General features: G+C 63.2%; 23 protein-coding genes. 10 read left to right on the forward strand and 13 right to left on the reverse strand.

The genetic code is table 11. From position 1 onward, the window contains the following. Positions 1-101 precede the first annotated feature (101 nt). Positions 102-1,151: a homocysteine S-methyltransferase family protein gene (locus FEF26_RS00070; protein WP_138251499.1), complete on the forward strand. Its 1,050-nt coding sequence runs from the start codon at positions 102-104 to the stop codon at positions 1,149-1,151. Between the two features lie 18 nt (positions 1,152-1,169). Further along, entirely contained in the window at positions 1,170-3,563 is a 2,394-nt protein-coding gene (locus FEF26_RS00075; protein WP_243730315.1) for a DEAD/DEAH box helicase, read from the forward strand. 38 nt (positions 3,564-3,601) lie between these two features. Here the strand turns inward: FEF26_RS00075 and FEF26_RS00080 are convergent, their stop codons facing one another. Next, positions 3,602-5,569: a glycoside hydrolase family 127 protein gene (locus FEF26_RS00080; protein ID WP_138251500.1), complete on the reverse strand. Its 1,968-nt coding sequence runs from the start codon at positions 5,567-5,569 to the stop codon at positions 3,602-3,604. Positions 5,570-5,955: 386 nt separating this feature from the next. Between FEF26_RS00080 and FEF26_RS16330 the strand changes: the two genes are divergently transcribed. Then, positions 5,956-6,240, forward strand: coding sequence for a helix-turn-helix domain-containing protein (locus FEF26_RS16330; protein ID WP_138251501.1), 285 nt, complete (start codon positions 5,956-5,958; stop codon positions 6,238-6,240). Between the two features lie 115 nt (positions 6,241-6,355). On the opposite strand, the gene FEF26_RS00090 is transcribed toward FEF26_RS16330, so the two are convergent. After that, on the reverse strand, positions 6,356-8,137 hold the full coding sequence (locus tag FEF26_RS00090) for a gamma-glutamyltransferase family protein (RefSeq protein ID WP_138251502.1): 1,782 nt from the start codon (positions 8,135-8,137) through the stop codon (positions 6,356-6,358). A 203-nt stretch (positions 8,138-8,340) separates the two neighbouring features. On the opposite strand from FEF26_RS00090, the gene FEF26_RS00095 reads away from it, so the two are divergent. Genes FEF26_RS00095 through FEF26_RS00105 form a run of 3 tightly spaced genes read left to right on the forward strand, consistent with a single transcriptional unit; the run spans position 8,341 to position 9,332 of the window. Then, entirely contained in the window at positions 8,341-8,532 is a 192-nt protein-coding gene (locus tag FEF26_RS00095) for a DUF4244 domain-containing protein (protein ID WP_138251503.1), read from the forward strand. 15 nt (positions 8,533-8,547) lie between these two features. Continuing rightward, entirely contained in the window at positions 8,548-8,937 is a 390-nt protein-coding gene (locus tag FEF26_RS00100) for a TadE family type IV pilus minor pilin (protein ID WP_138251504.1), read from the forward strand. Then, positions 8,934-9,332: an Rv3654c family TadE-like protein gene (locus tag FEF26_RS00105; RefSeq protein WP_138251505.1), complete on the forward strand. Its 399-nt coding sequence runs from the start codon at positions 8,934-8,936 to the stop codon at positions 9,330-9,332. Before FEF26_RS00100 ends, FEF26_RS00105 begins: the two co-directional genes overlap by 4 nt. 15 nt (positions 9,333-9,347) lie before the next feature. Here the strand turns inward: FEF26_RS00105 and FEF26_RS00110 are convergent, their stop codons facing one another. The 6 genes from FEF26_RS00110 to FEF26_RS00135 all read right to left on the reverse strand — a co-directional run bounded on the left by FEF26_RS00110 (position 9,348) and on the right by FEF26_RS00135 (position 15,547). Next, complete coding sequence (locus FEF26_RS00110) at positions 9,348-9,929, reverse strand: type II secretion system F family protein (RefSeq protein WP_138251506.1); 582 nt, start codon at positions 9,927-9,929, stop codon at positions 9,348-9,350. Next, complete coding sequence (locus FEF26_RS00115) at positions 9,922-10,659, reverse strand: type II secretion system F family protein (protein WP_138251507.1); 738 nt, start codon at positions 10,657-10,659, stop codon at positions 9,922-9,924. Before FEF26_RS00115 ends, FEF26_RS00110 begins: the two co-directional genes overlap by 8 nt. Beyond that, the gene (locus FEF26_RS00120) at positions 10,656-11,777 is read right to left on the reverse strand and encodes a TadA family conjugal transfer-associated ATPase (protein WP_138251508.1); all 1,122 of its coding nucleotides are present in this window, start codon (positions 11,775-11,777) and stop codon (positions 10,656-10,658) included. The genes FEF26_RS00115 and FEF26_RS00120 overlap by 4 nt, the downstream gene beginning before the upstream one ends. Continuing rightward, positions 11,770-12,867, reverse strand: a complete 1,098-nt coding sequence (locus FEF26_RS00125; protein WP_138251509.1) for a CpaE-like family protein — start codon at positions 12,865-12,867, stop codon at positions 11,770-11,772. Before FEF26_RS00125 ends, FEF26_RS00120 begins: the two co-directional genes overlap by 8 nt. Positions 12,868-13,004: 137 nt before the next feature. Continuing rightward, positions 13,005-14,597, reverse strand: a complete 1,593-nt coding sequence (locus FEF26_RS00130; protein ID WP_138251510.1) for an ABC transporter permease — start codon at positions 14,595-14,597, stop codon at positions 13,005-13,007. Next, a complete protein-coding gene (locus FEF26_RS00135) occupies positions 14,594-15,547 on the reverse strand; it encodes an ABC transporter ATP-binding protein (RefSeq protein ID WP_138251511.1) in 954 nt (317 codons plus the stop codon). Before FEF26_RS00135 ends, FEF26_RS00130 begins: the two co-directional genes overlap by 4 nt. Before the next feature lie 53 nt (positions 15,548-15,600). On the opposite strand from FEF26_RS00135, the gene FEF26_RS00140 reads away from it, so the two are divergent. Continuing rightward, entirely contained in the window at positions 15,601-16,257 is a 657-nt protein-coding gene (locus FEF26_RS00140; protein WP_166432842.1) for a TetR/AcrR family transcriptional regulator, read from the forward strand. Here FEF26_RS00140 and FEF26_RS00145 read toward each other — a convergent pair. Together FEF26_RS00145 and nth are read right to left on the reverse strand one after the other, a co-directional pair. Then, positions 16,254-17,123, reverse strand: coding sequence for an NUDIX hydrolase (locus FEF26_RS00145; protein ID WP_138251513.1), 870 nt, complete (start codon positions 17,121-17,123; stop codon positions 16,254-16,256). The genes FEF26_RS00140 and FEF26_RS00145 overlap by 4 nt on opposite strands. Continuing rightward, positions 17,116-17,895 carry an endonuclease III gene (gene nth, locus FEF26_RS00150; protein ID WP_424991708.1) on the reverse strand — a complete coding sequence of 260 codons (780 nt, stop codon included), beginning with the start codon at positions 17,893-17,895 and terminating at the stop codon, positions 17,116-17,118. The genes FEF26_RS00145 and nth overlap by 8 nt, the downstream gene beginning before the upstream one ends. A 189-nt stretch (positions 17,896-18,084) precedes the next feature. On the opposite strand from nth, the gene acs reads away from it, so the two are divergent. Both acs and aroQ read left to right on the forward strand, forming a co-directional pair. After that, complete coding sequence (gene acs, locus FEF26_RS00155) at positions 18,085-20,076, forward strand: acetate--CoA ligase (protein WP_138251515.1); 1,992 nt, start codon at positions 18,085-18,087, stop codon at positions 20,074-20,076. A gap of 114 nt (positions 20,077-20,190) precedes the next feature. Further along, positions 20,191-20,655, forward strand: a complete 465-nt coding sequence (aroQ, locus tag FEF26_RS00160) for a type II 3-dehydroquinate dehydratase (protein ID WP_138251516.1) — start codon at positions 20,191-20,193, stop codon at positions 20,653-20,655. 168 nt (positions 20,656-20,823) lie between these two features. Here the strand turns inward: aroQ and FEF26_RS00165 are convergent, their stop codons facing one another. Continuing rightward, positions 20,824-22,005, reverse strand: a complete 1,182-nt coding sequence (locus tag FEF26_RS00165) for a MarP family serine protease (protein WP_138251517.1) — start codon at positions 22,003-22,005, stop codon at positions 20,824-20,826. Positions 22,006-22,089: 84 nt separating this feature from the next. Here FEF26_RS00165 and FEF26_RS00170 point away from each other — a divergent pair, with 84 nt between their 5' ends. Further along, positions 22,090-22,767, forward strand: coding sequence for a Crp/Fnr family transcriptional regulator (locus tag FEF26_RS00170; protein ID WP_138251518.1), 678 nt, complete (start codon positions 22,090-22,092; stop codon positions 22,765-22,767). Between the two features lie 59 nt (positions 22,768-22,826). Here FEF26_RS00170 and FEF26_RS00175 read toward each other — a convergent pair whose 3' ends face one another. After that, on the reverse strand, positions 22,827-24,068 hold the full coding sequence (locus FEF26_RS00175) for a carboxylate--amine ligase (RefSeq protein WP_208012807.1): 1,242 nt from the start codon (positions 24,066-24,068) through the stop codon (positions 22,827-22,829). Further along, positions 24,061-24,519, reverse strand: coding sequence for a RidA family protein (locus FEF26_RS00180; protein WP_138251519.1), 459 nt, complete (start codon positions 24,517-24,519; stop codon positions 24,061-24,063). The genes FEF26_RS00175 and FEF26_RS00180 overlap by 8 nt, the downstream gene beginning before the upstream one ends. Positions 24,520-24,525: the final 6 nt, after the last annotated feature.

The raw sequence follows: 24,525 nt of genomic DNA on the forward strand, positions 1-24,525 counted from the left end.
TACTGCCACAGTTTTTTTGACACCGGCCGGATACGCGAGGCCTCGCCTCGGCCGCTCCTCCCCGTGGCAGCTTCATGTCCCACGACTGAAAGGAGCGGCGCATGACCGCCCCCATTTCTCTTCAAGAACAGCTCGACGCCGGGCCCGTGATCTGCGCCGAAGGGTTCCTCTTCGAGCTGGAACGCCGCGGCTACCTCACCGCTGGGGAGTTCGTCCCCGAGGTCGCCCTTGAACATCCCGAGGCGCTGCGCACCCTGCACGTCGACTTCCAGCGGGCTGGGTCCCACATTGTTGAGGCCTTCACGTACAACGGTCACAGGGAAAAGATGCGGGTCATCGGCAAAGAGGACCTGCTCGAACCGCTGAACCGGGCAGCTTTGAAGATAGCCCGCGGCGTCGCCGATTCCCGTCCCGGTGACTTCATGGCTGGCAATATTTCCAATACCAACATCTGGGATCCCGCTGACGAGCAGAAACAGCGCGAAGTCCGCGCCATGTTCGATGAAATGGTCGGCTGGGCAGTGGAGGAAGGCGCCGATCTCATCATCGGGGAAACCTTCTACTACGCAGGGGAAGCTTTCGCGGCTTTGGAGGCCGCCAAGGCCTCTGGTCTCCCTGTGGTGCTGACACTGGCGCCTATGGCATTCGAAGAAATGGCCGACGGCGTAGGAGTGGTGGAGACCTGCCAGCGCCTGGAACAGGCTGGTGCTGATGTGGTGGGGCTCAACTGCTTCCGTGGGCCCGAGACCATGATGCCCTGGCTGAAGGAAATCCGGGAAGTGGTCTCCTGCCATGTGGCGGCGCTGCCGATTCCCTACCGGACGACCACCCAGGAACCGACGTTTTTCAACCTGTCGGATGTGCGCGCCTCAGTGCCTTCTCCACACGGTCGGACCTTCCCTACCGCCCTGGATCCGCTGATGATGAACCGCTATGAGGTCGGAGCCTTCGCCCGCGAGGCCTACGCTCTGGGGATCAACTACCTTGGGGTGTGCTGTGGAGCTTCCCCGATGCACATCAGGGAAGTCGCCGAGGCTGTAGGGCTGACGCCTCCGGCCAGCAGGTACTCCGAGAACATGAAGAATCACTTCATGTACGGCACACATGACCGGCTCCCGGAGAACATCTCCGCCCTGGGCTCCCGAGCCTGAGGAGTCTACTCTGGTGCGGTGACCCACGACGACGCCTCATTCGTGCTGCTCCGCGCAGCGAGGCTTCCGCTGCGCGTCGGTGAAGGCTCGCCGATCAAACGGATTCGCACACTGCCTGCCCGTGAGGCGTTGACGGCCCCATGGCCTGAGTGGGTTCCTGCTGAGCTGCGAGCCGCTTACCGGCAGGTGGGTGTGCCGCAGCTGTATTCGCACCAGAGACAGGCCGTTGACGCTCTGCACGCCGGCCGCCATGTGATCGTGGCGACCGGCACCGCTTCCGGCAAATCATTGGCCACACAGCTCCCAGGACTGGCGGCGATCCTGGGGGTACGGCCCCAGTCGCCGCTCGTGACCGCGCATCCGACCGGCGAGGCCACCATCCTCTACCTCTCCCCCACCAAAGCCTTGGCGGCCGATCAGCTTGATGCCCTGCAGGAACTGGCCGAAACGGTCGGGAAGGTGGGGCCCTCCGGTGGTATCCGACCTGCCACGTATGACGGCGACACGGATCCGGAGGAGCGCCGCTGGGTGCGCCAACACGCAAATGTGGTGTTGACCAACCCCGATATGCTCAACGCCGGAATCCTGCCGAACCACCGAGGCTGGGCCCGGTTCCTGTCACGGCTGCGCTATGTGATTATCGATGAAGCACATACCGCCCGTGGCATCTTCGGTTCGCATACTGCGCTGCTGCTGCGCCGCCTGCGCCGCGCAGCGCGTTCCTATGGAGCCGACCCGGTGTTCACAGGGGCCTCGGCCACCAGCGGTGATCCGGCGTCGTCGTTCTCTCGCCTGATCGGTGAGGAGAGCACACAGGTGCTTCCCGTCACCGCCGATGGTTCACCGCACGGCCCGGTGGATGTGTACCTGTGGGAGTCCAGCCCTTCAGATAACACCGGCGACAATGATGCCCCGCTGAAGCGCAGCCTGACGGTTGAGGCCGCCGATGTCCTCTCCTCACTCATGGTTGCAGGACACCGAACCCTGGCCTTCATCAAGTCCCGCCGCGGAGCGGAAACGATTGCGGCCATTGCCCGGGATCACCTGGTGGAAGTGGACCCGGCGCTGAAGGACCGGGTGGCGACGTACCGCTCGGGGTACCTGAAGGAGGAGCGGCGGGAGTTGGAGGAGAATCTGCGCTCCGGGACGCTGCTGGGGGTGGCATCGACCCCGGCACTGGAATTGGGTATCGATATTTCGGGGCTTGACGCGGTGGTGATCGCGGGATGGCCCGGGACCAGGGCGGGGTTCTTCCAGCAGTTGGGCCGCGCGGGCCGGACCGCGGACACCACCCAGCGCAGTGCGGCGTTTTTCATTGCTGGTGATGACCCATTGGATGCCTACCTTTTGGAGAACCCTGAGGCGATCTTTGACACCCCTGTCGAGGATGCTGTCACTGACCCGTACAACCCTCATGTGGCTGCTCCGCATCTGTTGGCTGCGGCGCAGGAGCTGCCGCTGACGCCCGACGACGTGGCCGAGACTGGGCTCTTCGGTGGATTGGGTTGGCTGGTGAGCTCGCTGACGGATCAGGGACATTTACGACGCCGCCCGCGCGGATGGTTTTTTGCCCATGACAACGTCTCTGCGGCCTCCTGGGTGAAGATTCGTTCTGATGGGGATGGCCCGTACACAATCGTCAACGCTGAGGACGGGACCGTGGTGGGCGAGATGGGGTCTGCCCAGGTTCAGCCCCAGGCGCATCCGCAGGCGGTGTACGTCCATCAGGGGCGCAGCTTCATTGTTGAAGAACTGGACGTTGAGCAGAACGCTGTGCTGGTCAATCCGGCGAATCCGCCGTTCTACACTCAAGCGAGGGAGACCACCTCCATCTCTGTGATGGAGGACCTGGAGGATGAGTACTGGGGAGCATTCCAGTTGCACTTCGGCACAGTGGAGGTCACCAGCACGGTGGTGGGGTTTCAGCGCAAGGCCCTGGGGAGCTCGGAGGTGCTTTCCGATGAGCCGCTGGATCTGCCTCCCTCGACGCTCCGCACCCAGGCGATGTGGATCACCGCACCGGAAACAGCACTCCAGCAGGCTGGGGTGATTGTGGAGAATATCCCCGGTGCGCTTCATGCTGCCGAGCACGCCATGATCGGGCTGCTTCCGCTGCTGACCAGCTCGGATCGATGGGACATCGGGGGTGTGTCCACTGCCCTGCACCGGGACACGGAGCTGCCGTCAATTTTCGTCTATGACGGACATCCTGGCGGTGCTGGATTCGCCGAGCGGGGTTTCCGGACTGCCCGGGAGTGGATTGGGGCAACCGCCGGCGCTATCGATGCTTGCAGTTGCGCCGATGGTTGCCCAAGCTGCGTGCAGTCACCCAAATGCGGCAACCGGAACTCTCCGCTCCATAAACAAGGGGCATTGAACCTTCTCCGGGCCGTTCTCCACGCCGCTGACTAGACCCAGCCCAGGGGCAATCAGGCACGCCTCGGCCGCCCTCAGGCAGTGTCGGTGACACGGGGCAGGAAGATCCGCATAGTGGTGGGTCCGCGGCGAGCCCATGTCCGGTATGGGCGCATCACGGCGGTCAACGGCTCTGGATCCGTTGTCCCCGCCTGACCATATGGCCAGGACGGTGCAGCACTGAGCCGCTGAAGCCCGATACGCACACTGTCCTCACCCACAGGCGACGGAGCGATCGCGGGATCAAGACTGACCTCGTTGACGGTCGCTGGTGGAGTGTCCCCGGTATGCGGCGGTGCACCTTCCGCCGGCTCAATGTCGAGGTCTTCAAGGGCCATCACCCACGGGCCACGCTCCACCGCGCAGGTGCCGCGGACGGCGTCGATACGGGGGTCCGGGCAGACCAGACGAGGCTCACGCGGGAGGGTGAGGGTCAGCCTGTCACCGGGGGTGAACCGGCGGCGAACCTCAGCTCGGCCATCGGTCAGGCGCAGCGGTAGAGAGTCACCATGGAGTGTTAGGGACAGGCCTTCGGTTCCCTGCGCCCAGGCGGGGATGCGCAGTTCCAATGCCACTTCGGCGGCGGGTGCCTCGGTGACCTCCAGAACGATGCGATCACTCTGCGGGTAGGCCGTGCTCATCTGCACCTTCAAAGTTTCACCCAGCAGAGGGACCGCAAACTCCGCATCCGCGTACTGGTGAATCTGCAGTGCGTCACCCCGGGTGGTGGCAATGTAGAGATGAATCGACGCCAGAGTGCGGGCAATATTGGTGGGACAGCAACTGGTGGCAAACCACGACTTGCGCAGACCAGATCCTCCCCCGGCATGCAACGCGTCGGAGTCATCCTGAGCCTCAGGCGCTGTGCGCAGATGGTGAGTATTGGCGTAGAAGAACGCCCGGCCATCCTCCGCCGGGGAGACCAGGACGTTGTTCAGCAGAGTGCGTTCAATCAGCTCCGCGTACTCAGCTCCGCCGTGGGCAAGGAGCATCCGCCATGACAGCATCACGGATGCTACTCCGGCGCATGTTTCGGCGTAGGAAGTATCCGCCGGGAGCTGAAAGTCTTCACCGAACGCTTCCCCAATCTGCGTGGACCCCATGCCTCCGGTGATGTATGTCCGGGCTGCGACGGTGTTCTGCCACTGGGTGTGGACAGCTGAGGCGAGTTCGGCGTCGTCGCACTCCAGTGCTACGTCTGCGGCACCACTGGCCAAGTAGAGGGCGCGGACAGCGTGCCCGGCCAGCACCTGCGTGTCACGAACGCGGATATCGTCCTGATAGTAGGTCCGGGTGCCGTTCTGCCAGGGTGTGAGTGTCTGGTCTCCGTGGCGCTCCACGAAGGTGCGGGCCATGTCCAGGTACTTCTGCTCTCCGGTGGCTCGCCCCAACTCGGCAAGTGCCATCTCGATCTCCGCGTGGCCGCATATCCCTGAGCGAGCTTGGGGTCCGGAGAATTCTGTGAGCACGTGGTCCGCCACTCGCCGGGCTACGTGAACGAGCTGATCATCGTGGCCGGTGCGGAGCCTGGCGACCGCGGCTTGAATCAGGTGGCCGAAGCAGTAGAGTTCGTGGCCCAATTCCATATCTGACCATCGTGGTTGTTGGCCCTTGCGGCCGAAATAGGTGTGCAGATAACCGTCAGGTTCCTGGGCTGCGGCAACGCGGGCCACCAGAGCGTGGTATTTCCGCTCCAGCTCATCATTGGGGTGCTGACCGAGGGTCCACGCCATGGCCTCCAGGATTTTGTAGGTTTCAGAGTCCACGAACCACATACCTGTGGCTTTGCCGGTCAGTGTCCCGGCGGCCGCCCGGTCAAAGTTAGCGAGCCACCCGTGGCGTTCCATCATGCCCAGAGCGTGATCGATGATCTCCTCCGCGGCCAGTTTCTGCAGGTCTCCCCAGAATCCTCCGGTGATACGCACCTGGTCCGGCGTAAGAGGGGTGAGTGCGGACCGGGTAGGCATCACAGGGCCGCCGAGGGCCGGGTCAAGTGTGGACATGCTGGTCTCCAGAAGTGGTCAGGTGGTTCTCGTTGTGGGTTTCGACTGTGCCACAGCCAGATCGCCAAGGCGGACCGGAGCAGCCAAACTACGATAGCCCTGGCGCTTCTCAGCGCTCACTAAGAGTGTAGTTCCGACTTCGCCGAGTGCAGCCTCGTCAGAGCCGAGGTGGCGCTGCTTCAGTGGGCCGGTTTTAGCCTCTGAGTTGCGCTTGCTCATCCCGACCGAAGTCGCGACCGCTTGAAACGCTACGACTCACACCTGGACCCGGTCCAAAGCTTCAGGGAGATGGGCCGACCATTCCGGAGGAGATTCTGCCGCAGGCGCCGAGCACGCCAGCCAAGGGGGATAGTCAATATGGCTCCAGCGCTGGTGCGGTGAGCCGGATGAAGGCTGAACACCTCGGGGCTCGGATCGGTGAGGCCATTCGTCGGCGAAGAAAAGACGCCCGTCTGACGCTTACCCGAGTGGCGCGCCGGGCGGACATCTCCGTGTCTCACCTGTCCAACATTGAAAACGGCCTTTCGATTGCTTCCTTGCCACTATTGGCCAAAGTCGCTGCGGCTCTGAACACCAGCCTGGCTGAGCGGACTCGACTGCTTCCTGACACTGCTAAGCGGTGCGGCTGTGGTCACTATCGACGGCACCGATTATTCGGTTCAGCTCGGTGACGCGCTCGATGCTCGAAGTGTGCTGAGCGCGAGGATCCGAGTCACCGCAGAAGCCGACATTCTCGTCTCGACCACCCCGAGCTCGAGGTCCTAACCCCTCACTTCACGGCCTGCTTCAGCGGCCTACGGCGTACCCTTGTGCTCCGCGTGGGTTGGCCCCGGCTCGCAGCCATTCACCGTCTTTTGCGACCGCGGAGAGGCGTCCCTCGGTCCATCCTCCACCAACTTTGAGCTCGTGTCCGCGGCGGCGAAGTTCCTCTAACACGGAGGCCGGGAAGCGGTCCTCGATCATCACCTGTCCAGGGAAGGACTCCCGGGGATAGAACGAACTCGGCACATGGGTGGAGTGAAATGCGGGAGCGTCAATGGCCTCCTGGAGGTTCATGCCGCCGTGGACCACATTGAGGAGCAGCTGCAGATTCCACTGATCCTGGGAGTCACCTCCAGGGGTACCGAAGGCCATCCACGGTTTGCCATCACGCAGCGCAAAGGACGGTGACAAGGTTGTCCGGGGCCGGGCTCCGGGGCGCAGAGAATTTGGCAACCCGTCTTGGAGCCAAAACATCTGGGCTCGTGAGCTGAGGCAGAATCCCAGTTCGGGGATCGTGGGTGAGGCCTGCAGCCACCCGCCTGAGGGGGTCGCAGCGACCATCATTCCACCGGAGTCGACGACGTCGACGTGGCAGGTATCGCCGCGAGTGTCACCATTATGAGCCACCGTCGGCTCCCCGACACCAGCGGCCTCTGCGCTAGGGCCCGCTTCAGGGTAATGAGGCAGCTGAGGTTGGCGGCCACCTGGGGCACCTGGAATGAGCTCCAGTGACGCAGCATGGTCGTTGATGAGCGCGCGGCGTTGAATGGTGTACTCGGGGCTGAGGAGATCCTGCAGAGGGACGTCGGTGAAGCGAGGGTCGCCGTACCACGCCTCCCGGTCGGCGAAGGCCAATTTGCCGGTCTCCACCATCACATGGACCCAATCGGCGGAGCCTACCGGGACTGAATTCAGGGCGTAGCCCTCCAATAGAGCCAGCTGCTGGAGCATCACAGGTCCCTGCCCCCATGGGCCGGTCTTGCACACGGTGTAGTTCTGATAATCGAGCGTAGCCGGGGCTTCGACCTCGGCCTGCCATTCCGACATGTCCTGGCTGGTGAGCAGACCGTGGTGCCGGTGGCCGCTGGTGTCCTTGACCGGGTTGTCGCGGCAGAAGGATTCGATGGCCTCTGCTACGAAGCCTGAATACCAGGCGTGTTGGGCGGCGTCGATCTGCTTTTCCCGGTCCCCACCGGCGGCTTCGGCCTCGTCGATGAGGCGGCTGAAGGTGCGAGCCAGGACGGTGTTGCGGAATCGGCTGTTGGGTTCGGGCACCTGGCCACCTGGCAGCCAGGTGGCCGCGGAGGTCGGCCAGTCTTTGGTGAACATCTCCTGCACGGTGGCAATGGTCCGCGAGACCCGGCTGAGCACCGGATGCCCCTGCTCAGCGAACTGGACTGCTGGGCTGAGAACCTCGCGCAAGCTCATGCTGCCGTGGCGTTGAAGCAGGGTCAGCCAGGCGCCGAATGCGCCGGGTACAACGGCTGAGAGAAGCCCGGTGCCCGGCATGATCTCCAGGCCCATCTCCTTCAACCGTGCCACGGTGGCGGCTTGGGGCGCGGTGCCTTGGCCGTTGATGACCTCGACTTTCTGTTCGGTTTCAGACCAGACGAGGATGGGCACCTCTCCCCCAGGGCCGTTGAGGTGGGGTTCCACCACTTGGAGGACGAACCCGGAGGCTACCGCGGCATCAGCGGCGTTGCCTCCGCGCTCGAGGATGCTCATCCCGGTCTGGGAGGCCAGCCAGTGGGTGGAGGAGACCATTCCGAAGTCGCCAAGCAGTTCAGGTCGTGTTGACTCAAGCATGACACCAGCATAGTTGCCTAAGTCAACTATCGGCTGGGTCGCTGTATTTAGGCGGACTTCTCCCCACGGCAAGGGGCACTGGGCCGACACTCCGGGGGTTCCACAGATGCCTATGCTGCGGCTCGCTCAGTGCGCCGAGTCGGTCACCGTGGATTCAGCCGCTGCTGACCGGTATGCGGCATTCCCTCGGAAAGGAGAACTCCATGAGCACCGGGTCAACACCGCGTTCCCTGGCCACACTTCATCAGGAGGAGGACGGGTTAGCGACAGCCGAATACGGGATCGTCATGCTGGCTGCTGTTGCCTTCGCCGGCCTGCTCACCGCTATCCTCACCTCGGAAACTGTCCGTGGGTGGCTTGAGGCGATCGTGCAGCAAGCACTCGGTGCCGGGTGAGGCTGGTCCCCACTGATGGCACCACGAGGCAATCGCGCTGCCCCACAGTCGGAGCGAGGTTCAGTCACCGCTGAATTTGCCCTGGCCATACCTGGGGTGGTGCTTGTGCTGCTGTTGGTGATCTCTCTGGCGATGCAGGGTGCGGCACGGATAGCTCTTGAGGACGGAGCCCGTGCCGCAGCCAGGGAATTCGCCCGCGGACAGTCAGCTGAGGTCGCTGAGCAAGTAGCCCGGGAGACCGCCGGAGACCAGGTGACGGTGTCCGTCTCCTCCGACGGGCCCTACACCCATGTGGTACTCACTCAACCGGTGCGCATACTTGGGCTGATCGAGCTCGACGCCGAACAGGAAGCTGAAGCGTTCGCACGCACTGAACATCTCGCAGGTATCCGGGGGTCACAGTGAACTTCTCTGCGCACCGGGATCAGCGTGGATCCGGCACTGTGGCGGCGCTGGGGATCATCGCTGCGCTCATGATCCTCCTGGCCCTCGTCGTCCTCCTGGGAGCCGCTGCGGTGGCCAAGACACAGGCAGTACGCGCAGCTGACCTAGCGTCTTTGGCGGCGGCTGACACCGCGCGAGGACTCAGCACCGGCGATCCCTGCACGGTCGCTGAGCAGGTGGCCGTGCGGAACGGAGTGGTACTTCAGGACTGTGCTGTAGGCGGAGAGTTCCCCACCGAGGTGACTGTGACAGTGACCCGGGTTTTTGACGTGCCTGTGCTCTCTGCTGCACTTCCGCTACCACACCTCACCGCCACGGGAACATCACGTGCTGGGCCTCCGGAGGGTTTGCCTTAGTGCCCGGGCATAGGATCAGAAGCCCAGAGCCTCAGGGAGCATACTCACCACCACCGGCACCACTCCTACCAGGATGAACGCCGGCAAGAAACAGGCGCCTAGGGGAAGCATCATTTTCACCCCGAGTTTTTCCGCCGCGGCTTCTGCTGCGTGCCGAAGCTCCGCACGAGCTCTGCCCGCAGCGGCCCGGAGCATCCGAGCACTCGGAGCGCCTGTGGAGTAAGCAAAGCTCATATGATCACAGAAGGTCCGCAGTTGCGGGTACTCAGCGACCAGCTCTGCCGCTTGATCCCAGGAAGCACCTGCGGCGAGCGCGCGGTGAACACCCGCAAGTGGTTCTGCCCCTGGAACTGTTGAGGCCAACCGCGCAAGCGCGGCCTCTATCCCCACCCCTGCGGTCAGCAGTGCCGCGGTCAGATCCAACAGAAGAGCAGCGTCGGCAGTTTCGCCCACTCCATCATCTTGACGACGCCGCGCACGCATTTTCTGCCTGAGCAGTGATATGCCTGTTGCGCCGCCTCGAGCAGTCGGAGGCAGGAGAAGCAGGGCCGCCACCCCGGCGACCACAGCTGACAGCACAGTCAAGAAGTTAGCCATGTCGCGTCACCACCCGGATCATTCGGTGGCTCCAGAACCGACCCGCCACCAAGAACCCGAGCCCGGCGCACATGCACGCGAGACCGATAGTGCTGCCTAGCAGTGTGGCCAGAGGGTCGGCCCCCATGATCTGACCTAAGGCCAGCCCACCCAGGGGTAGCAGGCTGAGAATCATCTGGGTGAGCTTGGGTCCAGCGGTGGCAGTCTCCACAGCGGCGGCCAGCTCAGCCGACTCATCCACGGAGTCGGCCAGTTGCTCTACCAGCGAGGACAGCGGAGCGCCGGTCTGCTCGGAAAGCGCTGTGACAGCGACCAGTCTGTTGAGGAGGCGGTTCAGTTCTGGGTCTGTCCCCGCGTTTGCAGCAACATAGCGGCGCAGTCCCTCAGCGGTGCCGGTCCCTGATGCTTCTGAGGCGGCGATGTGCGCACTGACCTGAGCCAGTGGATGATCGGGGTCTCTGCTTCGCCATGTCTGACGAAGGTCCGACCAGGCTTGACCCTCACCGCGGCCCGAGACCAGTAATGCGGAGAACTGTCGGAGCAGTTCTGCGACATCCTTGCGCATCTGTGCTGGTGTCCTTCTCCCTCGATGGGCCAGCTGTTGGGAGAGATCACGCAGCCGTGGAGTCATCCGGAAAGAGGAAGGGTGGCTTCTGGTGCGGGAGGGAGCTGCCACAAGGGCCGCGGCGGCTGCACACCCTGCAGCGGTGATGATCAGGAGCAGTCTCATCCCATCAGTTCCTCCCACGCTGGACCGTGTTCCACTCGGTCCCCTTGCGTGACGAGTGCCGGCACCATCGTGAGTTTGCCGTCGTCGTAGCGCAGGGACGACAGGGCCACCGGGCTCCTTCGTCCGGACCGGCGCTCCACGTGAACAACCGCGTCCAGTGCCGCTGCGGCTTGGATGGCGACAGTCTCCGGGCTGAGTCCTGCGAGCGCGCCCATGGCAATCAACCGGGCCGGCACAGCCTGCGGGGAGTTGGCGTGAACAGTTCCGCCGGCTCCTGCGTGTCCAGTGTTCATCGCGGTAAGAAAGTCACGGAGTTCTGCTCCGCGGCATTCTCCAACGATGAGCCGGTCAGGACGCATCCGCAGGGTCTCACGGACCAGTTGCCCCATATCCACCCGTCCGGCGCCCTCGACGTTGCCCCCGCGGCTCTGCAGATGAAGAACATGAGGATGCGCCGGGGTCAGCTCCGTGGTGTCCTCGACCACCAGGATGCGTTCGGTTCTGGAGACCTCACTGAGCATCGCGGCCAATAAGGATGTTTTTCCAGACCCTGTCGCGCCAGAGACGAGATAGTTCAGGCGTTTGCCGACCAGGGTCCTCAGCGCACTTACCCACTGGTGCGCCCCGGGCCAATGGGTGGCAAGTGCCTCCAGGTCTGCGGTGGAGCTTCGAGCTACTCTGACGGAAATGAGCGTGCCCTCAACGGCGATTGGCGGAATCACCGCGTGGATCCGGCAGTTTTCTAGTTTGCCGTCAGCGCAGGGATGCCCCTCATCAAGCCGTCCACCGGCGATCGAGATCAGCCGGCGCGCCAGCGCCCGTGCCTGCTCCTCTGACTCGATGCGCACGCCGGTAAGCATCAGCCCGCGCTCCCCATCAGTCCATATCTGACCCGCACCGTCGAGGACCACATCCGTGACCCCAGGTGCTTCCACGAACTGCTGCAATGGCCCTAGACCCACCAGTTCATCCCGCAGAGTTTTGACTAACTGCGCAGTGGTCCCGGTGCCCAGCGCGAGGCCCTCAGCGCGGACCGCATCAGCGATCCGCTCTGCGGTCACCGGTTCGGCGGTCGAGGTCAGCCGCTCACGAACAGCCTCAAGCTGCTCCTCACGCATCAGCCAACCCCACCCTCTGGAGGATCCCACTCACCAGGTCAGCGCCGCGGCGACTGCGAAGCACATTATAGGCATCATGAATCTCATCACTGCGGGCCAGCCACCTCTGCAACGGCAGGTCAGCAACTACTGGCACATCGAGCTCTGCCCGCACATCAGCTGCACTCCACCCTGGGGCAGCTGCGCCATTGACCGCGACCCAAGCTCGCCTCTGAGGGACAGCGCTGATGAGTTCCTGCGCGGCGTCAACACCGCGACGTGAGGCCCGCACGATCACCAACATGTCATCGACCTGCTCGCCAAGGCTGGTGAGCGCCTCAGTCTGCTGGCCGCTGTCAATTACGACCACGTCGTACGCGCGCCTTCCCGCAACTACGGCTGCTCGGAGACGGGAATCCGCGCGTGGAGCAGCGGCTGAGCCCGTCAGGAGACCAATGCCTTCCCATACCGGGACTGCTTCACGGAGCTGGGTCGCCGAGAGATCCCCTTCAACTGAGGTCAGCTCCTGCCAGTCAAGTGCGCCTCCGCTGAGTCGTCCCTCCCGACGGGCAGTGCGGGCCAGATCGGCTACTCCGCTACCCGGTCCCCCTGCGGAATCCACCATCAGAGGGCTCTGACCACGTGAAGCCAACTCCGCAGCGCAGAGATAAGCGAATGTGGTTGCTCCCACACCCCCAGACGCACCCGCCACGGCAAGCACCCGCCCCTGAGATCGGTCGAGGACCTTGGTGGAGAGGTGCTCGGTGAGCCATTTCTCCCCTGTAGGCAGGGGTACCGGCCTCAGGCCTGGTGCCTCGGCAGCTGCCTGCCAGACTGATTCTGCGTCATGTCCCACCAGCAGGCACCGCTCAGCCAACACCGCGGTCCGTGGCACCGTCTGAGCTGAGCAGAGGACCGCCACGGCAGCCTCGGCCGTAGCGCTTTGCACCTGGGACCACCGGCGGCAGATCTCTAGGCGCGCTCCGACCACTGCCGCGATCAGGGCTATGTCATCACGCAAGCGTTGGTCCTCGGCGATGAGGAGCAGCACCGGTTCCTCAGCCGACTCCGGGTGATATGGACGCGGGGTGGTTCGTCCGTTCCGTGTCATAGCACTCAGCGTGCTGCTGCACAGACATTCTTCCTACACGCAGCAGCCTCGCTGTGAAGCCTGCCGCGTGTCGTCTGGGGACCACCCGGCCCTGTGGAGAACTCTCCTCGTCTGGCGCCCGCTACAGTCCTCCTCGGTCAGCCGGCGGCGAGGTCGCGCCGGGACATCAGCCCGACGGAGAGAACCAGCAGGGCACCTCCAGCCGCAGCCAGACTAAGGACCGCTGCGACATTGAGCTCATCCTGGGGCAACTGCCCCACCAGGTGGAGCGGTGAGATGCCTCGTGCCCACTCAGGAAGCTGCAGCGTCTCCGCCAGGAAACCGACTGTGGCGATCCAGCCCACCAAAAGCCACCCAAGAACAGACCAGCGGCTGCCTATCGAGCGCAGCAGGGCAGCCATCGCAGCCACAAACACCACCGGCACCGCGTACCCGAAACCCACTTCCATGGCCGTGCTGAACGCCGCTGACTCGGACAGCACAGCCCAGGACACCAGCCCCAACGCCATGCAGCCCAGGAGCTGGACCGCTACCGCCGACGCTCCGACAACGGCCCACCATCCCAGCCACAGACGCTTGCGTGAGATCCGCGTGGCCAGCACAGTCCCCAGGCGCCCGCTGGATTCTTCCGATATCAGCCGACCCATACCCTGCACGGCTGTCGCTGTGGCCGCTAGGCAGATGACCACCACTGCCAGACTGGTCACCACATCACTGCCGGAATCCACGCCCAGAGCCTCCAGCACGGTGGGGTCCGCTTCCACCAACTCAGCCATCTCCTGGGTCAAAATGCCGAACACCCCTCCCCACAGAATCGCCGTGACCGACCACGCGAGGATCGCAGTTCGGTTGAGCCGCCAGCTGAGGCCCATGGCTGTGCCGAGGCTCGCCCGCCCCCGTTCAGGTCCGGCAGGTGTAGCCAAAATTCCGGCCCCAAGGTCTCGCCGCACAGCAATTGCGCCGGCCCCAGCCACTAGCACTACGGCGCTGACCAAGAATGCCGCCAGCGGCCATACCTGGGGTTCTCCGAACGGCCGAAACTCAGCGAACCATCCCAGAGGGCTCGCCCACACTGCGTCCCACCCAGAACCGTCGATCAGCGCCCGGATCAGGAACGCGGCGGTCACAGCCGCAAGCCCAGCCAAATAGCCAGTGCGCGCAGATTGCGCCACCTGCCCTAGGACGAGACCCAGACTGGCGAAGAACAACATAAGAGCGGCAGTGCCTACCGAGTACCAGCCTGCGCCGGCTAGGGGCAGGCCCACAGAAGCGGTGCCCGCGAAAGTCAAAATTCCTATGGCCGTCACCGTGAAGAGAACAATGAGTAATCCGGCGGCTAAGGGGCCCAGACGACCCACACGGGTAGCCGTCACCAGCTCAGTGCGCCCGGCCTCCTCCTCCCTGCGGGTATGCCGCAGCGCTAGATGCACCGCCAACAAAGGAAACAACAACTGACCGAGGAACCCCACCTCATAGGCAGTGATGCCCCCAATGGTGTCTAGACCGTAGCCCCGCCCGTTGAACGCTTGGGAGGCCGGCGATTCACCGAGTGTGGCTTCGTACTGTTGCCTCTCCGCCAGGTTCGAGAAGAGAGAATCAATCGAGATGGCCACGGCTGTGATGAGTCCGGCAACCAGCAAGATCGTCCCGGCAACGCCCAACCAGCCCGATCGCAGGCCCAAGCGGAAGAGCCCCAGCGTCCCAGCCAACTGTGATGAGATACGACTCATGACTCTCCACCGGCTGGTTCGGCTGCCCCCACGCCCGGGCCGCTCTCCTGATAGTGCTCTAGGAATAGCTGTTCCAAGCTCGGCGGGCGGACCACCAGGTCGGTCGGCTCAGCGGCGGTGACCGCTGCCACCGCCTGCGGCATTGCCGCATGGGTGGCGACCAAACGGATGCGCACCCCATGAGGGTGGTCCTCATACTGCAGATCGGTGACCCCATCGATACCCTCAAGTCCGGCGGGACGATGCCCGGTGGTGGCCTCCACCGTGGTCAACGTGCCAGAGCGCAACTCCTCCAGTGTTCCGGTGGACACGGTCGTCCCGGACCGGATGATGGTGACCCGGTCGCAGAGCGCTTCCACTTCAGCCAGAATATGACTGCTGAGCAGAACTGTCCGACCTTCTCGGTTGAGTTCTGCGATCACTTTCTGGAAGACCGATTCCATGAGCGGGTCCAACCCGGATGTGGGCTCATCGAGGATAAAAAGCTCGACGTCGCATGACAGCGCGGCGACCAGCGCTACTTTCTGCCGGTTCCCTTTGGAATATGCGCGGGCACGTTTTGTGGGGTCCAGTTCGAACCTCTCCACCAGCTCATCGCGGCGCTGGGAGTCCATGCTGCCTTGGAACCCGCCCAACAGGTCAATGCATTCACCGCCCGTGAGTCCTGGCCACAGGGAGGTGTCCCCGGGAACATATGCCAGCCGTCCGTGAATCTCCACGGAATCTCGCCACGGGTGCAGCCCAAAAACATCGGCCTGCCCTTCATTCAGGCGCAATTGGCCCAGCAGCGCCCGGATGGTGGTCGATTTCCCCGACCCGTTGGGCCCCAAGAAGCCGTGCACCTCTCCTTCAGCGACATGCAAGTCAAGGCCGTCAAGAGCACGGAATGCGCCGAAGGTCTTGACGAGACCCTGCGCCTGCACCAGATTTTCTGACAGTGACTTTCTCATGACAGTCACTCTACACGATAAGCTGACAGTGACTGTCAATTAAGGAGATGCGAATGACGACGACGACGCCACCTACCTCCTCAGTCGACGCTCGCCAAGTACCCCCACCACCTCCTCAGCCGTTGCGGGAGCGGAAACGAGCAGCGACTATGCGTCGCATCCAGAACACCGCGATGTCCCTGTTCGCCGAGCATGGTTTTGACGCAGTCACCATTGAGCAGGTCAGCGAAGCTGCTGAAGCCTCACCCAGCACCGTGTACCGGTACTTCGGCACAAAAGAGGGCCTGGTCCTCCACGACGAGTTCGACAACCAAGTCTTTGCCGGCCTCGCGCACTTCATTAAGGAGGGCCTCTCCCCCTGGGATGCTGTGTATGCTGCACTTAATCTCATCCGAGAGGATCACTTTGTCGAGGAGGCAGAGGCCACGTTGGCCAGGACCGAGCTTTTCTTCGCCAACCGCTCGATTCAGTCAGCGGCGTTCCTGCTGGTCGACGACACCGTCGAGGAACTCGGCCGAATGATTGCGGAGACAGGTTCGTGGTCGCAGGCTCAGGGCCGGGTGATCGCCAGTTCCATCATTTGGCCCCTCATCAGCATTCTAAAAAACTGGTACCACGACTCCGACCGGCCCTTCAGCGAGCACGTCGCGGAGGCGATGTCCACTCTTGCAGCCATGCGGCCGAGCAGTCCACAGGGACAGGAGACCTAGCGGCGGCGTCGGAACTGCCGGGGATCAATCTCCCGTTCGCGGTCCCACTCCCCGGCCCACCCCAGACGCATCAGCATCCGGTCCAGCAGCGTTCCCGTGAAACCCCATACGAACGCTCCAGTCTCCTGGAAGGCGGAGGCCACCTCAGTCGCCTCAGCATGAGGCTGAGCGTTGATTGACGAATATCCGCCGTCCCCGGTGAGCCCGTAGAGGAACGCCGGTGAAGGCAGTCGTGGACCACGGTGCACCACCACAGCGGTATACCGGTGAGCAGGCTCCACCAGATCCGCCACGCGAGTCCGCAGCACCCTGGAGACCTCTCCCGTCTGGGGGGCCAGCGGACCAGGGTCCTCAGCCACCGCGATCACGGGTGTGACGTTGAAGCCACTGGCCAAGATAGGCGCCACCGGCAGTGTGCCGAGCACAGTCGCTCGGTCAGGGTCCAGCCCCGTCTCCTCATGGGCCTCCCGCAGCGCAGTGCCCGGCAGGTCGGCATCCGACTCTTCGGCCCCGCCGCCGGGGAACGCGATCTGCCCGGGGTGCTTGGCCAGTTCCGGGCTGCGCTCGGTCAACAGCACGTGAGGCCCATCCTCCGACACCCAAAACAGGGCCAGCACCGCAGCTTCCCGGGACGTCTCTGTGATCTGCATATGCCGGTGGACTTCAGTTGAGGGAACACCCCACCACCACACACCCGACGACGCCTCCTGGGGGTTCTGCGCCGCGTAATCACTCCCGAGCCCCACCAGGCCCGTAAGTGAAGCTGTGAGTTCCTGGTGAGTCTGCGGCAATCTGCCAGCGCCCTGGGCACCCAGGCCGGGGCCGGCGTCGTCGTGCTGAGGTGTATTCGGCGGTGTATCAGGCACTGAGTGGGTACCCTTCAGCCTGGAGCTGGCGGCGTGTGAAGCCTGCCAAGAATTTCTGGTGCAGGTCTTCGCGCCCTGGGGCCAGCTCGTATTTGAGCAACTGCTGGGCGGCTTCGGCATCGGTCTCTCCGGCCCCGTAGCTGGGGCACAGATGCGCCACCGGGCAGGCGCCGCAGGCCGGTCGCCGTGAATGGCAGACCCGGCGGCCGTGATAGACCAGCCGCTGACTCAGGTCCGTCCAGTCCTTGGGCTCGAACAGCTCTGCCACGGCGTATTCAACTTTGACCGGGTCAGTCTCCTCGGTCATGCCAAACCGCCTAGCGAGCCGCCCGAAGTGGGTGTCCACAGTCAGCCCTGGCCGACCGAATGCGCTGCCCAGCACTACGAAGGCGGTTTTGCGGCCTACCCCGGGGAGCTTGACCAACTCGTTGAGCTCGGCCGGGACTTCTCCCCCATGGTTTTCCACCAGTGCGGTGGACAGCCCCAGCAGTGACCGGGTCTTGGCCTGATAGAAGCCTGTGGGCCGAATCAGTTCGGCGAGTTCAGACTCATCAGCTGCGGCCATGGCGGCAGCGTCGGGGTAGCGGGAGAAGAGCTCTGGGGTGATGGAGTTGACCCGCACATCGGTGGTCTGCGCGGACAGGACGGTCGCCACCAGCAGCTCGAACGGGTTCCCGAAGTCGAGCTCTGCCACCGCATACGGGTAGGTCTCGCCCAGAATCCGGTTGATCTTGCGTACCCGGCGCTTTTTCCCGATCAGAGTCTTATCCATTGAATCCATCCTAAGCGGCAGCTGAGGCGGTGACGCACGCGCCCGCCCATCACTGGTTGCCATTCATCGGCGCAAATCAACCGTTCATCTGTGATGCCGGCCACTCTTTGAACATGTCCTCGCCTCATTGCTGGGTCCCGCGCTATTGTGAGCCTAGACACAGCCGTGAAGCTCAAGGAGGTACGTTTCATGACCACCACACCTGATGCGGAAAGCGTTCAGACTTTCCCACCAAGCGATGTGTTCGCGCACGACGCCGTAGCCACGGCCGAAAAATACGACGCCGCTAAGTCCGACCGACTCGGCTACTGGGCGGATCAGGCCCGGAGCACCCTGAGCTGGGACACTGACTTCACCGAGACCCTTGACTGGTCAGAGGCACCATTTGCCAAGTGGTTCGTGGGTGGAGAGCTCAACGCTTCCTACAACTGTGTGGACCGGCATGTTGAAGCCGGCAACGGCAGCCGCGTGGCGCTTTACTTTGAAGGTGAGCCCGGCGACACCCGTGAGATCACCTACGCAGAGCTGAAGGACGAGGTATCGCGCACCGCCAACGCCTTCGAATCCCTCGGAGTAGCCAAGGGCGACCGGGTCGCGATCTACATGCCGATGATCCCCGAAACCGTGGTCACCATGCTCGCCTGCGCCCGGATCGGAGCCATCCACTCGGTGGTCTTCGGCGGCTTCAGCGCAGATGCCCTGCGCTCCCGGGCGGACGACGCCGAGGCCAAACTGGTCGTGACCGCTGATGGCTCCTACCGGCGCGGCAAGCCTTCACCGCTGAAGCCCAACGTCGATCAGGCCCTGGCCAAGCCGGGGCACACAGTGCAGAACGTCGTCGTCGTTCAGCGCAACGGCGAAAACGTGGACATCGAGTCCGGGCGCGACATTTGGTGGCATGACCTAGTGCCCCAGCAGTCCGCCGAGCACAGCTACGTTCCGCATGACGCTGAGCACCCGCTGTTCATCCTCTACACATCAGGCACCACAGGTAAGCCCAAGGGCATCCTGCACACCACCGGCGGCTACCTGACGCAGACCGCTGTCACCCACCGGGACAGCTTCGACCTCAAGCCCGAGCAGGACGTCTACTGGTGCTCCGCCGACGTCGGCTGGGTCACCGGGCACAGCTACATCGTCTACGGACCGATGGCCAATGGTTCCACCCAGGTGATCTACGAGGGCACACCCGACACTCCGCATAAGGGCCGGCTGTGGGAGATTGTGCAGAAGTACGGGGTCACCCAGTTCTACACAGCGCCCACCATGATCCGCACCTGCATGAAGTGGGGCCGCGAGATTCCCGACGAGTTCGACCTCAGCTCGCTGCGCGTGCTCGGCACCGTGGGTGAGGCCATCAACCCTGAGGCGTGGATGTGGTTCCGCGAGGTCATCGGCGCCAACAACGGGCCGGGCAAGCCTCCCAAGGAGCACCCAGCACCCATCGTGGACACCTGGTGGCAGACCGAGACCGGCGCGCATATGATCGCACCGCTGCCCGGGGTCACACACACCAAACCAGGCTCTGCACAGACCCCCGTCCCAGGTGTGGAAGTCGGCGTGGTCAATGAAGAGGGCAAGCCCCTGGGCAACGGCGAGGCCGGCCTGCTGGTCATCAACGAACCATGGCCGGCAATGCTGCGCGGCATCTATAAGAACCCCGACCGCTATAAGGAGACCTACTGGTCCCGATTCGGCGATCTGTACTTCGCCGGGGACGGCGCCCGGTATGACGATGACGGCGACATCTGGCTTATGGGCCGTGTCGACGACGTCATGAACGTCTCCGGGCACCGCCTGTCCACCACGGAGATCGAATCCGCCCTGGTGGCGCACGAGGCCGTAGCTGAGGCTGCTGTGGTCGGTGCGAAGGACGCCACCACTGGTGAGGCTGTCGTCGCGTTCGTGATGCTGACCGGTTCAGCCTCGGACGCAACCGCCGACGTTGCGTCTTTGGAGCAGCAGCTGCGTCAGCACGTGGGTCACGAGATAGGCCCCATCGCGAAGCCGCGGAACGTGCTGGTAGTGCCAGAGCTGCCGAAGACGCGTTCGGGCAAGATCATGCGGCGCCTGCTGAAGAACGTCGCCAATGGTGATGAAGTCGGTGACGCATCGACCCTGGCCGATCCCTCCGTGATGGAGAAGATCGCCGACGATATGCGCGCCAAACACGCCAGCTAACGACCCGACCCGCTCAAAAACTGTGGGGCGCACGGAGGAATGAACCCCACTTTGCGCCCCACAGTCGTCGAGTAGTCTGAGCACAAGCGCGCCGGGTTCCCGGTGATACCGCATATGAGTTGGGAAGCGAGCGAATTGATGAGTGGTCGACTGCTGATTGTGCACGGGCCGAACCTGAACCTGCTGGGCACCCGAGAGCCGGATGTTTACGGCACCGCCACATTGGAAGATGCCAATGATGTGTGCCGTGCAGCTGCTGAAGCCGGAGGGTTCGCCGTAGACATCGTGCAGTCCAACCACGAGGGCGCTCTGGTTGACGCCATCCAGGCCGCCCAAGGAACTGCTGTCGGCATTGTCATCAACCCGGCCGCATATACCCACACCTCGGTGGCGATCGCCGATGCGCTGGCCGCTGTGGGCCTACCCGTCGTGGAGGTGCACCTGTCCAATGTGCATGCCCGCGAACCGTTCCGCAGCCACTCCTACGTCTCTCCCCACGCTTCAGCGGTGATTGCCGGCGCGGGCATTCAGGGCTACCGCTTCGCAGTGGAGCACCTGGCCGCATTGCTCAGCGACTAACTTTCCTGCCCTTCCGCTGGCCACGGTGTGGCCCACATCAGAGTTCCTAGGCGGATTACCCAGAGATATCAAAATGACCTGCCGCGATAGCGCTGTGTAAAAGCAGAAAGGCAGGGTCAAAGCGCTGAGTTGACTACGCAGAGGCTCCTGAAGGTCTGGGGGAGCTGCCTAGGACCGGTCGAGGCACTGGCCGGTGGACACCGTGTCAGTGAAGGCGTCTGGATTGGTCATGGCCTCGCCCGCGGCGTCGACTGTGACGGCGAAGCCCACAGCGTCGCCCTCCAAGGCACGTGCGAAGACGATTCCGGCGACGTTGCCGTCACGGTCTACCAGCGGCCCGCCGGAGTTCCCGCGCCGCACATCCGCGTTCAGCTGGTAGATCTCCAACTCTGAAGCCGAGGCACCGTAGATGTTGTTGACCTGTGAAACATCGCGCGCCTGCACCACCGCTGGCCCCGCCACGAACGGTCCACCTGAGGGGTAGCCCATGACGTATCCGTCGGCATTGCGGTCCATCGCTCCACCCACCTGGGCCGGCGGGGCGTCCAAGGTGTCCACCGCCAGCAGCGCCAGGTCCTTGGATGTATCAAAATGCACTACTCGTGCTGTGGCGATCTGCCCGTCGGGCATCTCCACGGAAGGTTCGGAGACTCCCGCCACCACATGCGCATTGGTCATCACCCGATTGGGAGAAAGTGCCACACCGGAACCAAACTGAGACTGCCCGCACTGCTGCGCCACTCCGGTGATCCGGGCAACTGACTGCGTGGTGGCAGAAGCCGCCTCGGTCAGCTCCCCGGCAGCAGGGGCGTCCTCCGCCTCGGGAACCAGCAGTTGGGCGATTTCTGGGATGTCGGAGGCCAGAACGTGTGAGCGGACATCGGCGAACATGGACTCCACCCGGTCAGGCATCGCCTGGTTGATGCCTTGAAGGACAGCGGACTGCTTCATGTGGTGGTTGACCTGCGGGAATCCCATAGCCTGGACCGAGAAGCTCAGCGCCGCAATCACCACGAAAGCCACTGCCAGGTTCACCACGGCACCTATCAGTGCGGAGACCGTTCTGATGGTTGGAGAGCGAAACATTCGCTGGACCTCTGCGCCAGCAGCTGAACCCAGCGCATGACCTGCCACCACCAGCACGATCGCGCAACCGATCACGGCCACGACCCGCCAGGGTGAGTCAGGCATCCACGCGGCCACAAGCGGGATCGAGAAAAAAGCGGCGGTCGCGCCAACCATGAAGCCTGCAGCGCCTCCGACAGTGGCCCAGACTCCGCGAGCGAACCCTGCGGCCACGAACACGAGCACCACAAACACCAGGATGAGGTCCAGTAAAGTCACGGTCACTTAGGTTAGCCTGACAGGAGTACAACCTGGTAACTTCTAACCCAAACCTAATGATTATCCACACACCTCACGAATGGAACGGTTATGGATCTCGAAGTGCTACGCCGCGCTCCACTCTTCGCCACGCTCGATGACGATGTCTTCGTAGCACTCAGCAATAAGCTCGCGGAAGTGGAGCTCTCCCGTGGAGCATCTGTGTTCCACGAAGGCGATCAGGGCGACCAGCTTTATTTCATCGTCTCCGGCAAGATCAAGCTGGGACGCTCAACCTCCGATGGTCGCGAAAACCTCCTGGCAGTCCTCGGCCCTGGAGAGATCTTCGGCGAGATGGCGCTGTTCAATCCCGCACCCCGCACCGCAACCGCCACATCAGTTTCCGAGACTCGGCTGGCTGGCCTGAAGCACCAGGATCTCCGTGATCTGATCACTGACAACCCTGAGATTTCCGTGCAGCTGCTGCAGGCTCTTGCCAAGCGTCTGACGCGCACCAATGAGTCCCTGGCCGACTTGGTCTTCTCCGATGTGCCAGGCCGTGTGGCCAAGGCTCTGCTGGATCTGGCTGACCGCTTTGGCCGCCCTGCGCCTGACGGCATCCTGGTAGCTCATGAGCTCACTCAGGAGGAGCTGGCCCAGCTGGTGGGCGCCTCCCGTGAGACCGTCAACAAGGCTTTGGCTGAGTTCGTTCAGCGCGGATGGATGCGCCTGGAAGCTCGCGCGGTCGTCATCTTGGACATTCAGCGAATCCGCCAGCGCTCCCGGTAGGTTAAGGGGGCGGGGCAGTTCGCCCGCTCAGCCTCGCGTCGGTAGCAGGGTACCTCAACTTACGAGGCGTCGGCCCAAGTGGCGTTGGCGTACTTCTTGCGGTACCTCACTGCGCGGACGGCCAACCATGCACGCCGCAGCAGTGACGTGTCCCCGCTGTAGTACAGCGGGTTCCTGACCTTTTTCTGCCGAATCATGCGGGCGACGTCGTCGCGGACTCCTGGGGCTGTGACGTACTTGCGCAGGATGTATTGCGGCACCACGGTGAAGAGCACGTCCTTGTCCACGAACGCGCACTCTCCGGGCTCGCGCCGCTTCCCGTGGATCAGGTCCTCCACGAGATATCCGGCGAGGTTGTGTCCCTGGGCTGTGGCGTACCAGCTGGAGCGCCCCTGCCGGACGTTGACCTCAAGTACCTTGAACGCCTGATCCCGGGAATCGTATTTGATGTCAAAGTTGGCGATCCCGGTGTACCCGATGGCCTCAAGGAACTCTTTGAGCTGTGTCATGACTTCTCGGTTGAACCGAGAGATGATCGCCGTGTAGTTGCCGATTGCAGAGGCTTCATGTTCCTGGAGCAGCACCTGGCCGAAGTTCACGAACTCAGCGCGGCCTTCGGTGTTGAGGTAGAGCACCGAGTCCCAGATGAACGTGTCGTCGCCGGGGATGAAGTCTTGGATGATCAGCGTGCCACGGTAGCCGGAGTCGCTGATACGGGCGACGACGCTGGCCACCTCTTCTGCGGAGTTGAGCCGGTAGACCTTCTCCTGCCCGGGGAACTTATTGCGGTAGTACTCCACGCTGTTGCCTGGTTTGAGGATCACTGGGTATCGGGTGATCGTCTCCTGGAGCTCCTCAACAGGGTCCCCCACATGGTGAATGTGAGTCTCAGGGATCTCTAGGCCGTGCTGCTGCGCCAGGGGGTAGAAAGCGTCCTTGACGTGAAGGGCGTTCAGCAGGTCCTCGGTGGGGTAGTTAAACCTGTAGAGGTCCTTCAACTGGTCGGCATTTTCTATGATCAAACGCACGTAGTGATCACTGGTGCCCACCAGCAGCAGCGGAAGGCCTTCGCGTCGCAGGCTCTGCGCATAGTCACGCAGGGCAGGGACGAACACTTCAGGCTTGTCGAGGTCCTCGACGAAGGTAGTGCTGGAGATGATCGAGGAGTAGTGCGTGAAGCCCAACTGCACTTTCCCCACCACATGCGGCTTCACACCGTAGGCCTCATGGAAGGAGGCCGCCATATGGTACGCGTTGAGGTCTGTCCCGATAATGACCGGGAGGAAGTCGTGTTCAGCCAATGTGTGCGATCAGGTCCACTTCGACAGGTGTGTTCAGCGGCAGCACCGGAACCCCTACAGCACTGCGGGCGTGGACCCCTGCTTCGCCGAATGCTTGGCCCAGAATCTCAGACGCGCCGTTGATTACCTGAGGTTGACCGGTGAAGTCCGGGGCGGACGCCACGAACCCGCCTACTTTCGCAATCCGGACAATGCTGTCCAGGTCCACGACGGTTTTCAATGCAGCAATAAGGTTCAGGCCGCACTGTTTGGCCAGCTCGTAGGCCTGCTCTGGAGTGACCTCAGCGCCGACTTTGCCTTCGGCTGGGAGCTCACCGCCCACTAGGGGCAGTTGCCCGGAGACGTAGACAACCTTGTCGACGACGACCGCAGGCTGATAGTCAGCCACAGGCGGCACCACCTGGGGGACGGTGAGGCCCAGCGCGGAAAGACGTTCTTCTACCGTGGACATTGCCGT

The organism is Nesterenkonia salmonea, assembly GCF_005771525.1.
Taxonomy (GTDB): Bacteria; Actinomycetota; Actinomycetes; order Actinomycetales; family Micrococcaceae; genus Nesterenkonia; species Nesterenkonia salmonea.

Coding starts and splice junctions, on each gene's coding strand:
- FEF26_RS00070 (WP_138251499.1), top strand. CDS start 102: ATGACCGCCCCCATTTCTCTTCAAGAACAGCTCGACGCCGGGCCCGTG.
- FEF26_RS00170 (WP_138251518.1), top strand. CDS start 22,090: ATGGATCTCGAAGTGCTACGCCGCGCTCCACTCTTCGCCACGCTCGAT.
- aroQ (WP_138251516.1), top strand. CDS start 20,191: ATGAGTTGGGAAGCGAGCGAATTGATGAGTGGTCGACTGCTGATTGTG.
- acs (WP_138251515.1), top strand. CDS start 18,085: ATGACCACCACACCTGATGCGGAAAGCGTTCAGACTTTCCCACCAAGC.
- FEF26_RS16330 (WP_138251501.1), top strand. CDS start 5,956: ATGAAGGCTGAACACCTCGGGGCTCGGATCGGTGAGGCCATTCGTCGG.
- FEF26_RS00120 (WP_138251508.1), bottom strand. CDS start 11,777: ATGCGTGAGGAGCAGCTTGAGGCTGTTCGTGAGCGGCTGACCTCGACC.
- FEF26_RS00180 (WP_138251519.1), bottom strand. CDS start 24,519: ATGTCCACGGTAGAAGAACGTCTTTCCGCGCTGGGCCTCACCGTCCCC.
- FEF26_RS00100 (WP_138251504.1), top strand. CDS start 8,548: ATGGCACCACGAGGCAATCGCGCTGCCCCACAGTCGGAGCGAGGTTCA.
- FEF26_RS00130 (WP_138251510.1), bottom strand. CDS start 14,597: ATGAGTCGTATCTCATCACAGTTGGCTGGGACGCTGGGGCTCTTCCGC.
- FEF26_RS00125 (WP_138251509.1), bottom strand. CDS start 12,867: ATGACACGGAACGGACGAACCACCCCGCGTCCATATCACCCGGAGTCG.
- FEF26_RS00110 (WP_138251506.1), bottom strand. CDS start 9,929: ATGGCTAACTTCTTGACTGTGCTGTCAGCTGTGGTCGCCGGGGTGGCG.
- FEF26_RS00115 (WP_138251507.1), bottom strand. CDS start 10,659: ATGAGACTGCTCCTGATCATCACCGCTGCAGGGTGTGCAGCCGCCGCG.
- FEF26_RS00140 (WP_166432842.1), top strand. CDS start 15,601: ATGACGACGACGACGCCACCTACCTCCTCAGTCGACGCTCGCCAAGTA.
- FEF26_RS00095 (WP_138251503.1), top strand. CDS start 8,341: ATGAGCACCGGGTCAACACCGCGTTCCCTGGCCACACTTCATCAGGAG.
- FEF26_RS00080 (WP_138251500.1), bottom strand. CDS start 5,569: ATGTCCACACTTGACCCGGCCCTCGGCGGCCCTGTGATGCCTACCCGG.
- FEF26_RS00090 (WP_138251502.1), bottom strand. CDS start 8,137: ATGCTTGAGTCAACACGACCTGAACTGCTTGGCGACTTCGGAATGGTC.
- FEF26_RS00135 (WP_138251511.1), bottom strand. CDS start 15,547: ATGAGAAAGTCACTGTCAGAAAATCTGGTGCAGGCGCAGGGTCTCGTC.
- nth (WP_424991708.1), bottom strand. CDS start 17,895: ATGGATAAGACTCTGATCGGGAAAAAGCGCCGGGTACGCAAGATCAAC.